This window comes from Streptosporangium sp. NPDC049046 (assembly GCF_040649155.1).
GTDB lineage: Bacteria > Actinomycetota > Actinomycetes > Streptosporangiales > Streptosporangiaceae > Streptosporangium.
In genome coordinates, this window is sequence record NZ_JBEZEZ010000039.1 from 24,837 (window position 1) to 37,717 (window position 12,881).

7 protein-coding genes are annotated in these 12,881 nt (G+C 68.2%); 6 read left to right on the plus strand and 1 reads right to left on the minus strand.

The genetic code is table 11. The features are described from left to right. The first annotated feature begins 57 nt into the window (after positions 1 to 57). Both AB0B96_RS36145 and AB0B96_RS36150 read left to right on the plus strand, forming a co-directional pair. Positions 58 to 666: a hypothetical protein gene (locus AB0B96_RS36145; RefSeq protein ID WP_362906159.1), complete on the plus strand. Its 609-nt coding sequence runs from the start codon at positions 58 to 60 to the stop codon at positions 664 to 666. A gap of 908 nt (positions 667 to 1,574) precedes the next feature. Then, on the plus strand, positions 1,575 to 8,246 hold the full coding sequence (locus AB0B96_RS36150; protein ID WP_362906161.1) for a LamG-like jellyroll fold domain-containing protein: 6,672 nt from the start codon (positions 1,575 to 1,577) through the stop codon (positions 8,244 to 8,246). Between the two features lie 942 nt (positions 8,247 to 9,188). Here AB0B96_RS36150 and AB0B96_RS36155 read toward each other — a convergent pair. Continuing rightward, positions 9,189 to 9,656 carry a MarR family winged helix-turn-helix transcriptional regulator gene (locus AB0B96_RS36155; protein ID WP_362906163.1) on the minus strand — a complete coding sequence of 156 codons (468 nt, stop codon included), beginning with the start codon at positions 9,654 to 9,656 and terminating at the stop codon, positions 9,189 to 9,191. 62 nt (positions 9,657 to 9,718) lie between these two features. Here AB0B96_RS36155 and AB0B96_RS36160 point away from each other — a divergent pair, with 62 nt between their 5' ends. The 4 genes from AB0B96_RS36160 to AB0B96_RS36175 all read left to right on the plus strand — a co-directional run bounded on the left by AB0B96_RS36160 (position 9,719) and on the right by AB0B96_RS36175 (position 12,617). Continuing rightward, a complete protein-coding gene (locus tag AB0B96_RS36160) occupies positions 9,719 to 10,105 on the plus strand; it encodes a tautomerase family protein (protein ID WP_362906165.1) in 387 nt (128 codons plus the stop codon). 275 nt (positions 10,106 to 10,380) lie between these two features. Continuing rightward, positions 10,381 to 10,806, plus strand: coding sequence for a VOC family protein (locus AB0B96_RS36165; RefSeq protein WP_362906238.1), 426 nt, complete (start codon positions 10,381 to 10,383; stop codon positions 10,804 to 10,806). Positions 10,807 to 11,070: 264 nt separating this feature from the next. Continuing rightward, on the plus strand, positions 11,071 to 11,475 hold the full coding sequence (locus AB0B96_RS36170) for a YciI family protein (RefSeq protein WP_362906167.1): 405 nt from the start codon (positions 11,071 to 11,073) through the stop codon (positions 11,473 to 11,475). Further along, positions 11,472 to 12,617, plus strand: coding sequence for a DUF6596 domain-containing protein (locus tag AB0B96_RS36175; protein ID WP_362906169.1), 1,146 nt, complete (start codon positions 11,472 to 11,474; stop codon positions 12,615 to 12,617). The genes AB0B96_RS36170 and AB0B96_RS36175 overlap by 4 nt, the downstream gene beginning before the upstream one ends. Positions 12,618 to 12,881 lie beyond the last annotated feature (264 nt).

Consider the following 12,881-nt stretch of genomic DNA (forward strand, 5'->3'; position numbering starts at 1 on the left):
GTCGCCGAGCACGATCAACAAGCACCTGAGCGCGGTGCGCAAAGTGCTGGAGCAGGCGTGGATGCTCAGCCAGATGACGGCCGAGGACTACCCCTGCGCCGACGCACCTTCAACCTCGACATGGTCGCCTCCGGCTGGGCCGCGACCTTCCTCATCTACCCCTCTCTGCCCTCAACGGCCGACCTGACGTTGCTGGTCGCCGACGCCGAGACCGCCTGGGCCGAAAAACGCGGAGTGTGGGCGCAGTTCGGCGAGGATCTGCTGCTGGGCTATGAGTACCGGGCCTGCATCAAACTCGGCGCCCGCGACCTGCCCGACGGCCCGGCCGCCACGATCGGGCAGGCGTTTCAGCGGGTGTGTGTGGACCTGCGCACCCTGGCCGAGGTCGGCCCCTACGGCTACCACCAGGTGCCCCCGCGCAGCGGCTGTGGATCTGGACCACCGATCTGGACCAGGCCCGCCGCGACCTGCCCATCACTTCCTGACCTCACCTACCTTGGGCGCAACCGCCCCTTGCCAACATGGGCCGGGGGGATCAGGTTGGTTCTGGCGGCGGAGGTTCGGTTACTGGGTCCGCCGGCGCCGTGCTGGTTTCGGCGGGGACGGCCGGCCTTGGGTCCTGGGCTGGGTCACTCGTCGAGGAACGGGTCAAGAGAGCGGCCATGACGATGACCAGGACGGCGGCCGCGCTGATGCCAATCGCTGCTGCCGCGGTCCTGCGGGAGTGAGCACGCACCCGGATTCGCCGACCGCTAGACAGCCTGCGTAACCGGTCGTTTGCCCATTCCCAGACCGTACGAAGGCGTGTAGGCACTGACCAGGTGACGGTTTGGCGTGTGGCGGCGTGATAACGGATCTTCGTCGCGCTCCAGGGCGCCAGTCGATGCCGGTCCACGGTGGCCTCGACGGTTGTGCCGTGCGCGGGCGCATTGCCCGTCGGCGGAACGGGTATCGGCGAGGCGCAAATTACGGCAGGTGGACAATCCCTTATTTCGGACTGACCGAGGCACAGTGAAACCATCAGAAAAAGCACATCAAAACAGCTGTCTCTGCTGCATGATATCGGCCGTGACCCACAGGGGAAAAGGTCGGGTAATATTTCTGGCGACAGTTGAGATGGTAAGGATCGAGAGTCGGCGATGCGGAAATCGCAGCCACGCCGAAAATCGGCACAACATACCGAAACCGTCTGTTGTTATTTGCCACGCAATGTGATGTCTTAGTTGATGGTTCGTGTTGGGCAGGCGGTATCGGCGGGATGTGCATCGCTGTCGCCTAAGACGCGCCTCAGTCCTACGAAGAGAGGGAGTCGAACTGGGGGTGGCGTCTGTCTGCCTAGGCGATGAGGTAGAAGCTCTACGGCGCCGCCGGGCATGGGTCGTACACGTCGGCTCACGGCGCCGACGTGTGATATTTGAGCCGTTGTTGCGCGCCCCCTTGACGGGCGCGCAAATCTAATTCTTTCGCGTGCGCATGTTCACGCACGCATTCAATCCGGCCGCATCACGTTTTGTTTTGTGGTGCGCGGATGTCTTCACGTGTTTCTCGGGCATCAATGGTCAGGAGTTTGCTTCGTGCACGACAAAAACCTGGTGAAGGTCTACAAGGACCGCGAGTACACCTCCACGACAATGGTCCGCCACGATGGCATGGTTGTCGCCTTCGCAGTAGGGGCCGACCGGCGTATCTACTACAGCGTGCTGAGTCTGGACCAGGCCGACCGGGCGCGGGGAGCACTGGATGCGGCCTACTGGAACAGTGACCCGGGACTTCTGCCCTTCCCCACCGAGATGGTCGAGGTGAGCACGGAGACGCCGCTGACGGCGGTCATGCCGACGGTGAAGAGGCGCGGGTCGGTGGAGGCATCGTTCTCGGAGAAGCTGCTGCCGGGAGAGGATGATCCGTTCCTGTCGACGACGGCTCGGCTGACCTCTACCTTCCCCATCCAGGTGCTCTCCGACGGCCGGCACATCCTGGTGTTTCGCCAGTCGGTCGCGGCCGGTGACTCGGGGTCGGTGTACAAGACGAGCGGGGGCCTGTGGTCGGGGGATTCGGCGCGCAAGGACTACACCCTGGTCGGCGAGGCCAAGGTCGCCGCAGCCGACTCCGCGTTGCTGTGCGACCGGTTCGTGCTGGTCGGCGCCGAACTCAAACCGGTCGTAGAGGCACGCTACCAGCGCAGCCGCAGCCGAATCGCCCCTGCTTCGGGCGGAGACACACTCGGCACCCGCGACATGGAGGGGCGGCTGTTTTACGAGCCGACCCTGAAGCTGTCGTTCGCGGGCAAGCTCAGCGGCGGGATCTTCTCGGTGTTGTCGCTGCCGACCGCGATCTCGGGGTTCTCGCGCTGGCAGATCTTCACCGCCGACGACGCCGGCCTCCTGCACAGCTACAACCTGGAGCAAAGCCCCGAAGGGCTGTTCAACGTCGCCGGCACCCAGCTCTACACCAGTCCCGACCCCAAATTCGCCAGCTCAGTGCTGGAGCGGGCCCCGGGCATCGACTCCCACACCGGGAAACTGCTGGTGCCGGTGCGCCCACCGCAGAACCGGGGAGGCACCGCGCTGCGATTCGACAACACGGCCAGCGCCCCGGTCATCGCGGGGAAGACCTCCACGGCGGTGACCGCCGGGCCGTACACGATGGAAGCCTGGATCAAGCCCGCCACCGCCACCACCACCGGGCTCATCGTGGGCCGCACCGACACGACCGGCTTGGCCACCCCGGCCTATTTGAGTCTGAAGGCCGACGGCAAGCTGCTGTTCGGCCACGGCTCTCAGACTCTCACCTCCACCTCGGCGGTGCCGATGGGCGTCTACTCGCATGTGGCGGCGGTCTTCGACGGGTCGCAGATGCAACTGTTCCTGGACGGCGTGGCCGTGGGGACCCTCGCCACGGCCACGAAAGTTGAGGTCACCGCCCAGCTCATGGTCGGCAAACGGGTCGTTTCTGGCCCGGCACAGGCTGATCCCTTTAACGGGCACATCGACGAGGTGCGGATCTGGACGCTTCCCCGCGGTGATTTCTCGGCGCGGGGGCAACGGCCGACCGGCACGGAGGCCGGGCTGTATGCCTACTTTCCCTTCGACGAGGGCTCGGGCACCAAGGTGCACGACCGCGGTGTCAACAAGTTCGAGGGCACGTTCGAGGCCGGTCCGGTGTGGACGGATTCGGACGCACCGTTGTTCGACGGCCCGGGGATGAGCCGCCAGTCGTTCTCGATCACCGGGCGCAAGGTGGTCTGCGGTCTGACCGCGACCCTGTACTACCAGCAGCAACCAGCGGTGACGGGATACGGCCACACGCCGTCGCCGGAGAAGGGGCAGGCGCGGGTACTGCTGGCCTTCGCCACCTCGGGGCCGCCGCCGACGGGTGAGCCGACCGGCCGCTCCTACGTCGCGACCCTGGACTTCGCACTGTCGCGGGAGGGGAGGCTGGCCACAGCGCCGGGAGTGATCGATCTGACCTGGATCGGCGTGCCCGACCCCACCAAGGACAGCGACAAGCTGCGGGCCGCCCAGGAGGCCGTCACCACGGCCCGCGGTCAGCTCTACAACGACCAGGTGCTCGCTGCGCGGCTCGCGGGCACCAGGGCGCGGTTGGCCCAGATCGATCACGAGCTGTACGACGGAGGCGCCATCAGCTTGTACACGCTCAACCGGACCATCGTTGGCCCGGCCCGCGACTGGGGCGGCCACCGGGAGAGGGAGAGAAGACTCTTCGCCGAGGCGGCCGTCCTGAATCCGGAAGCTGATCGCCAGTTCGAGGCCCAGAAGCGACTCGGTGCGGACAAGGCGGCCTTGGAGACGGCTCTCAACGCGCAGGCCACGCTGACCGGGGCGCTGCTCGGTGCGGCCGAGGCGGTCTTGGCGATGCCCAAGGTGTGCATCGACCGCTCGGGCCTGACCGTGCTGGGTGCCCTGTTGTCGGTCGCCTGGACGAGTCACGCCCCCGCGCTGCTGGACAGCTCCACCGGTGAGGTGGCGCTGTACTTCGGTGGCGGGGAGGGCCAGTTCTTCGCCGTCTACTACGCGACCACCATTTCCCCCGCTGTCAAGGAGATCGCCATGACGGGCGGCACGTTGCGTCTGTCCGGCCGCGATGTGGCGATGAAACTGGCCGACTTCGACGTGAAGGTGACCGCGACCGGGACCGGCATGTGCAAGGTGGAGGTGAGCCGGGGTACGACGGTCGAGACGTTTCCCTCGGTACCCGACCGGGCCGACCTCCTGGCCGCGGTGCTGAACGGCTCGGCACGAGGATCGGACCTGGGGACGGTCTTGTCGGTCCAGGACAAGACCGTGACGCTGGCCGAGCCGCTGACGACCACGCTGACGGCGGGCTCGGTCATCACGGTGGGCGGGGACAGCCGCACGGTCGCAGGCGGGCAGTCGGGGTCGGCGCAGATCACCCTCACCACCGGCAACCTCACCGCCGGCACGGGCGCCAAGGTCCGCATCGCAGCCTACGATTACACACTGGCCTCGTGCAACGTGGCCGGCATGTCGCCGGCTCACGGCTCGCTGCTCATCAGCGCCTACGCCGGGTCCCTCACCGCGTCGGTGCCCGCGGGAACCGCGTCCAATCTCAGCGAACCGCTGGGGCCGCGCTGGCACGGTGACGCGCCGGGACGGGCGTTCTCCTTCGACGCCGCCCAAAAGCACCGTCTGGAACTGACGAGTACGGCGAACATCTCCGCCCTGGCCGCGGCCGGGAACCTGACGCTTGAGGCCTGGGCCAAGCCGACGTTCGTCGACGGCTTGGACACCATCTTGCACACCGATGTCGGCGACACCTGGTACGCGCTGGGGGTGGAGCACGGCACCCGGACCAACGGGGAGTCCGGCTACGTCATCAACGCGAACATCAACAAGCAGGTCTTCCGCAGCTCCGAGGTGTTCCCCCTGGCCGAATGGGCGCATCTGGCGGTTTCGTTCGAGCAGGACTGGGCGATCCAGATGGACGGCACCGGCCACCTCAACGCCGGCGGCGCGGGCGGTCTGGACCTCGTGGACGACCTGACCATCGAGGCGTTCGTCAAACTCGACTCCATCGGCGCCAAGCAGGGACTGGTCGGCAAAGGCACGTTCGGCGCCGGCAACCACACCGCCGTCCCCTACTGCCTGTATGTGGACACCGACGGTCGCCTCGCCTTCACCTTCGAACCCGGCTCCGGCTCGGACGCGGCGAAGGTCTACAAGTCGACGACGGCCCTGACGGCGGGCACTTTCAACAAGGTCGCCGTCACGCGCAAGAACCCGACGGGTACCACGACCGAGGTGGAGATCTGCTTCTTCATCAACGGCAAGAAGGTCGGCGACTCGCAGTGGTACGGCGGCGCCAAGCCCGTGGGCAACGACGCGCCGGCCGAGCTGGGCCGGATGATGGTGGGCAAGACGGCCTCCGGTCTGAAGGGCGCGCTGTCGGAGGTGCGGATCTGGACCGTCGTCAGGAACGGCGACCAGATCGGCGTGCCGATCACCGCCAAGGCCTCCGGCCTGACCGCGTGGTGGACCTTCCCTGAGAGCAAGGGCTCCCAGACCCAGGACCTGTGCGGCTCCTACCCGGCCACGCTGCACGCGGTGACCCGCGTCCGCACCCCCGACCCCGACGGGAACCGGTTCACCTTCTACCGCAACGGCAGCCCCGTCCCCTCGGGGAAGACGATCTCGACGACGTCGAGCGTGGTGCGGCCCACCTCCCCGCGCTCGGTGGTGGCCGACGGGTTCACCGGTGACCTGGACGAGATCCGGGCGTGGCGCACCGCCCGCACCCAGGAGCAGATCCTGGACAACATGTTCGGCCGCGTCCGCGGCGACCGCCAGGATCTGCTGGCCTACTATCCCTTCGATGCCGATGACACCGTGGCCGGGGTGGCGGTGAAGGACGCCGGCCTGAGTGGCCATCACCTGACCCAGTCGAGTCCGCCCCCCAAGATCGTGCTGTCCACCGCGCCGATCTCCACCGACACCGCCCAGGTCCGCTCCGCGCTGACCGGCATCCGCACCGCCTTCCACACCTTGATCGCAGCCACCCCGGCCGCCACCGAGTACGGCGACATCCAGCGCCTCACCGACGATTCGCTCATCGGGGTGCTGAAACGGGCCTACACCTACCTGCAGGCCGACAAATCGTGGGTGCTCAACACCGGGTACAAGGTCGGTGAGCTGACCACCACCTGGGTGGGCCAGGCCCAGTTCGACCCGCAACTGATCGGCTACATCGAAGGCGCCCCGCCGATCCCGTCGGAGAACCTCATCGCCGGCACCGCCGGCGACTACAAGGGCGCCTCCTCAGTCGCCTTCGTCCAGGCCGACAACGTCGTCAACGCCCTGTCGTCGAACAAGAACAACAGCATCGACACGTCCGCGAAGGTGAAATTCGAGATAGCGACCGCCCAGAGCATCTGGACCGTCGCCGCCCCCCTGGGCGCCGGTACGGCACAACCCCTGGCCGAAGCCACCTTGGATCTCGGGCTCAACATCGAACTCAAGTACGCCAACACCTGGAGCAACGAGACCAAGGTCTCCCAAGGCACCAACACCACCCGTACCAGCAAGGTGGAGGTCACCGGCGGCTGGGAGGACCCCGACCCGACCAAGCAGGTCAACCCAACCGCCGGGCGACGCTGGGTGCCGGCCAACACCGGATTCGCCGTGGTGCAGTCCGAGACCGCCGACCTGTACGCGCTGCGCCTGGTCCACAGCGGCGCCCTGGTCGCCTACCGGATGCTGCCCAGCCCCGACATCCCCCGCGACTGGAACCTGATCCCCTTCCCGATCAACCCCCGCTACACCAAGCAGGGCACCCTGGACGGCGTCGTCGGCTACGCCAAGCACGAGACGGCCCCAGGACTGCGCGCCTTCCCCGACCCGCACTTCCCCAAGGCGGGCCAGGGGGAGCGCGGCGAGTTCAGCTATTACCGGCCGGTGGAGGCCTACCGGATCAAGAAGCGGATCCAGCGCGAACAGCAGCAGCTGCAGGGCTTCTACGAATCGGTGTCCACCGAGACCCACGCCCCCGACCCTACCCACGGCCAGGCGGCCAAGGTACTGAACGGCATGATGGGCGGCACCGGCGCCGAAATCGCCCAGGGCGGCAACCCCGAGGCCGGACGCGCGGCCACCCGGGCCGCCTCACGCCGCAACATCGTCAACACCTACGTGTGGACAGCCGCCGGCGGGTTCTTCGCCGAGACCACCGGCACCACCGACCAGGTCACCGAGACCACGGCCGGCTCCTTCACCTTCACCGCCGCCATCGGCTGGAGCGAAGTCGGGGGCTTCGCGATTGGCAACGTCGGCGCCAAGTTCGGTTTCGAGTCCACCACGACCACCGGCTACAGCGTCACCCGCAGCAAATCCAAGGACGCCACCCGCACCTTCAGCCTGGACGTCACCTGCGCCCCCGGCAACCAGTTGCAAAAACACAACGGCGACATTCCAGTGTTCGACGCCGACGGCAAACCGATCCTGGTGCCCGGTCGCGTCGACGCCTACCGCTTCATGACCCTCTACCTCGACACCACCACCGACAACTTCGAGGACTTCTACGGCAAGGTCATCGACCCCGAATGGCTGGACCGCGGCAAGGACCCCAACGCGCTGGCGCTCAAGCGCGCCCAGCAATCCGACCGCAAACCCCCCTGCTGGCGCATCATGCACCGCGTCACCTTCGTCAGCCGCGTCCTGGACACCGCCACCACCACCCCGTCCCTGGCCCAAGCCATGGGCGCCCTCGGCATCACCAGCGATTATGGGCTCATCCACCGCCTGCAGCCCTACCTGACCGGCGCCACCGGCGACTTCAACGCGTTGAGCGGGGCAGCCAAAACCGCTCTGGCCACACACTTCGCCAGCCTTGTCCCCTACGCCGAGACCATCGTGGGCCGCCTGGCGGCCTACTACAGCCTCCCCTCCGACGCCCCTGCCCTCACGCCCGCCGCACCGGCGCCCGTGAGCACCCTGACCAGCACCACCAAGTCCGTCGCCAAGGGGACGAACTTCACCGTCCACTACTCCACCCCGGCCGGCACCGTCAGCGCCAAGAACTGGGTCGGCCTGTATCCGGTCGACAAGAAGCCCTCGGAGGTGGAGGCCCTCGCCTGGGGATATGCCCCTGGGGCCGACGGCACCATCGCCATTCCCACCACCGCCTTGCCCGGCTCGGGCACCTACGCGGCCTGGTACCTCCACAACGACGGCTACACCGCCCTGGCAGGCGTACTCATGTTCACCGTGACATGACCCATCGTCACTGACGAGCTACCTGCGGCGCCGGGCGAGGTCGCCCGGCGCCGCAGGACCGATTCGACACACCTTGCCTACATTGGAAAACGTCCCAGCTGACGTGGCAGACACCCAACGGCCCATGTAGATCACCTGGCATAGTCGTGCGCCGGTCAGGGGCGTCGTCGAATGAAACGTCGAAGACCTCGACCTGGAGAACCGCAAAGCGCCACTGACGTCCAAGGGCGGCGACACCGAATGGGTGTACTGGGATGCCGGCACCGCCCGCCTCCTGCCTCGCCTACTCCGTCTCCCAGACGGTCACCCCAACGGCCCCGTTCGTGCTCGAGGACCGGTCTTCCTCGCCGACCGACGACCCGTTCCCGCACGGCGCCCCCGCCCCGAACACATCTGCCCCCACACTGGGCGGCCCCGCCTCGGCTACGACCGCGTCCGCGTTCTCATGGAACGACACCTCGACCTGAACCCCCACCAACTCCGCCACTCCGCCGCCACTCACCTCGGCGAACAGAAGGTCCCGCTCCAGCTCATCATGGCCAAGACCCGCCACAAAACCCCCGCACCGCCATGCGCTACACCCGCCCCGGCGAACAAGCGGTCGCCGAGATCACCGGCATCCTCGCCCCACCCCGCCGAGCTCACTAACCGCAGGTCAGATACACATCCGTTGGATTTCCGCTGTTTGCTACGGGGACCCCGTACAGGTTCAGGTGGGAGCAGATCACCCGTACCCTCACCGTCCTCGGTGGTCTCAACGAGACCGGCTGATCGTGGGTCCGCCCAGTCGGCACAGCCACCCACCCCGATGTTTCCCAGCCCCTTGGCCCAGACCGGACACCGCCGCTTCGGGCGACCATACGCGGCAGGTCGTAGGCGCCGACCTGGCTGATGGCCGGGAAACCTCCGTGAGGCGTCACCGTCGACGTGGGCGGTTTCGCCTCAGGTGTGCATCCGCCTGCCCAGGGCGGTCTCGTAGGCACGCATCGTCCGTACGATCGTGGCGCGCTCGGCCGGTGTGAGGTCGGCCAGGACCTCGGCCCACGCCAGCGCGCTGCCCGCCAGCCACTCGCGGATCGGCTCGGCGTACTCCGGTGCGATCGCGACGACCCGCCGCCGCCGGTCGGCGTCGTCCTCCTCCCGTGTCAGGACACCGCGTCGAGACAGGTCGCCGACCATGAGGCTGATGGTCGTGGGAGCGACCTCCAGTCGTTCCGCCAGGCGGTTCACCGTGCTGGGGCCGTCGTACTGCAGGTAGGCGAGCAGCGACAGGTGACGGGGGGCGAGATCGAACGTCCGCAGCGACTCGGGAACGGGCATCCGCTTGGCCCGCCCGACGAGCCTGGGCATCAGCAGCAGCATGGACCGCACCGCCTGCTGGGTCGTCATGCCGTCCGCGTCGTTGACCATCTGGCACCTCACCAATTACCTTTGCATATAAAGCTGATTTGAGAACAAACAGGAGGCCCTCGATGCCACATCTGACGGTCCGGGTGTTGGAGCCGCAGCTCGAAGGCAACGAACCGGCCCTCATCGCCGCGCTGACCGACGCGGTGGTCGAAGTGTACGGTGAGTGGGCGCGCGACGTCGTGGTGATCCACCTCGACGGCGTACCCGCCGGACGCTGGGGCCTGCGAGGCAAGCCGGTCGACGAGGCCCCGCCCGCGATCACGTTCGGTATCCGTGAGGGGGCGTTCACCCGCCCCGACAGCGACGAGCTCATCGCCAGACTCGTGCGAACCGTCACCGACGCCACCGCCGACGTCCTCGGAGCGCACCTGCGCGACACCGTCGCGGTCGAGCTCGTCGCGACCCCGGCCGGCCGCACCGCGATCGGAGGTGTGATCGTCGACGGCTGATCCCGTTCTCGCACACCGAGGTGGTACGTCACTCTCCTTCGCGTCAGGGCGGCTCCGGCCGGCGCACCTTCCCGCTCCGCGAGCGGTTCACGAAGATGCAGAGAATATGGCTCGTCGTGGCCGAATCCGGCGTGACCGAGATGATCCGCGCCAGGGCGATCGAACTCGGTACGTTGCCGGATGTCGAGAATGTGGTGCCGGCTCCGTCCCAGGTACACCGGTGGCCACGACGGGCCGCCCAGCGAAGAAGGAGAACCACCATGGCGATTCAGCGGATGGACAACGTCGGCATCGTCGTCGACGACCTCGAGGCCGCGATCGCGTTCTTCGTGGAACTCGGCATGGAGCTGGAAAGCGAGGCGCAGATCGAAGGCCTCTGGGCGGACCGTACCGTGGGACTCGACGGTATCCGGAGCGACATCGCGATGATGCGGACCCCGGACGGTCACAACAAACTGGAGCTGATGAAGTACCACGCCCCCGCGGCGATCAGCGCCGGGCCGCAGAACCCGCCGCCCAACACGCTGGGCCTGCATCGGGTCATGTTCGCCGTCGACGACATCGACGACACCGTCGCCCGCCTGCGCGCCCACGGCGCCGAACTTCTCGGAGATCTGGTGCGCTACGAGAACAGCTACCGGCTCTGCTACCTTCGCGGCCCCGGCGGGATCATCCTCGCGCTGGCCGAGCAACTCGGCTGACGGCCCGTCGCGGCCGACCCGCGACCAACCGGAACGATCCGCCGGATGGACCGAGAACGACAGCGAAGAGGGCGGCCAAGCGCGGCCGGGCAACACACGATCGCTCGCGTGGGATGGATCTCCCACGCCTCGACTCCACAGCGGTACGCGGACTCGGTGAAGTCCACCGGAAAATGTCGCGACGGGATGTCGAGAAGCCACGCGCCGCTCCGTCCCCGTGGTGAACACCGCCACAATGGGCCGTACCTCACCAAGGAGAACACGATGGCCAAGTACCTGCTGCTCAAGCACTACCGGGGCGCGCCGGCATCGGTGAACGACGTGCCGATGGACCAGTGGGAGCCGGAGGAGATCTCGGCCCACATGCAGTACATGCGTGACTTCGCCGCCCGGCTTGAGAGCACCGGCGAGTTCGTCGACAGCCAGGCGCTCTCCCCGGAGGGCACCTTTGTCCGCTACGACGGCGAAGGGCGTCCGCCGGTCACCGACGGCCCGTTCGCGGAGACCAAGGACCTGATCGCCGGCTGGATGGTGATCGACGTCGAGACCTACGAGCGGGCGCTTGAGCTGGCCGGCGAGTTGTCCGCGGCGCCGGGAGCGGGCGGGAAGCCGATCCACGAGTGGCTTGAGCTGCGACCGTTCTACGGGCAGCCCACGGTGGTCGAGTGAACGAGTCGCTGCTGCGGGAGTTGGTGCCCGCGGTGATCGGCGTTCTCGTCCGCCGTGGAGCCGACTTCGCGGCGGCCGAGGACGCCGTGCAGGACGCCCTGGTCGAGGCCGTACGTGTGTGGCCGGACGATCCGCCACGGGATCCCCATGGGTGGCTGATCACCGTGGCCTGGCGGAAGTTCCTCGACGCCGCCCGCGCCGACACCTCGCGGCGGCACCGCGAGGTGCGCGTCGAGACCGAGCCCGTACCCGGCCCGGGGAAGGCGGTGGACGACACGCTCCGCCTGTACTTCCTGTGCGCGCACCCGTCCCTGACACCGGCCTCGGCCGTCGCGCTCACGCTGCGCGCGGTCGGCGGCCTCACGACGCGTCAGATCGCGCAGGCATACCTCGTGCCGGAGGCGACCATGGCCCAGCGGATCAGCAGGGCCAAGCGGACCGTCTCGGACGTCCGGTTCGACCGGCCGGGAGACGTCGCCACGGTTTTGCGCGTGCTCTACCTGGTCTTCAACGAGGGCTACTCCGGTGACGTCGACCTCGCCGCCGAGGCGATCCGGCTCACTCGACGGCTGGCCGCGGCGACCAGGCACGAGGAGGTCGCGGGCCTGCTCGCACTCATGCTGCTGCACCACGCCCGGCGACCGGCACGAACCGGCCCCGACGGCGGGCTCGTCCCTCTGGCCGAGCAGGACCGCGGCCTGTGGGACACCCGCCTGATCGCCGAGGGCGTCGACGTGCTCCAGGCGGCCCTCGCCCGTGACCGGCTGGGCGAGTTCCAGGTCCAGGCCGCCATCGCCGCGCTGCACGCCGACGCCCGAACGGTCGAGGAGACCGACTGGGTGCAGATCGTCGAGTGGTACGACGAGCTGGTGCGCCTCACCGGCAATCCGGTGGCCCGCCTCAACCGGGCCGTCGCGGTCGGCGAGGCCGACGGCCCGCGGGCCGGTCTGGCCGCCCTCGCGGAACTCGACCCCTCCCTGCCCCGCCACACCGCCGCCGCGGCGTACCTGCGCGAACGTGACGGCGACCCGGTGACCGCGGCACGTCTCTACGCCGAAGCCGCCCGATCGGCACCCAACCTCTCCGAACGCGACCACCTCACGCGACAGGCCGCACGGCTCAACGCGCGACTGCGCGGTTGAGCCGCGGACACCGGCCGTTCACCCAAGACCGCCGTCGTCGCCGACGCGGGTGTGGCGCGGCCGGCGAGGCGGACAGTGCCGGAGGTGCGGCCGCCTGGCGGTCATAGGGCAGGAGGAGCGGTGTGAGGGTGGTCGGCTCACGGATCTCCACGGGTGAGCGCGGAGATGGCCGGGGCCGGACCGGGGGGGGGGGGGGGCCGGCGAGGAGGGCGGGGCGGCGCGGCAGGCCACGGGTGAGAGAGAGGTTGTAGTGGGGGGGGTTGT

Coding starts and splice junctions, on each gene's coding strand:
- AB0B96_RS36170 (WP_362906167.1), top strand. CDS start 11,071: ATGGCCAAGTACCTGCTGCTCAAGCACTACCGGGGCGCGCCGGCATCG.
- AB0B96_RS36160 (WP_362906165.1), top strand. CDS start 9,719: ATGCCACATCTGACGGTCCGGGTGTTGGAGCCGCAGCTCGAAGGCAAC.
- AB0B96_RS36165 (WP_362906238.1), top strand. CDS start 10,381: ATGGACAACGTCGGCATCGTCGTCGACGACCTCGAGGCCGCGATCGCG.
- AB0B96_RS36155 (WP_362906163.1), bottom strand. CDS start 9,656: ATGGTCAACGACGCGGACGGCATGACGACCCAGCAGGCGGTGCGGTCC.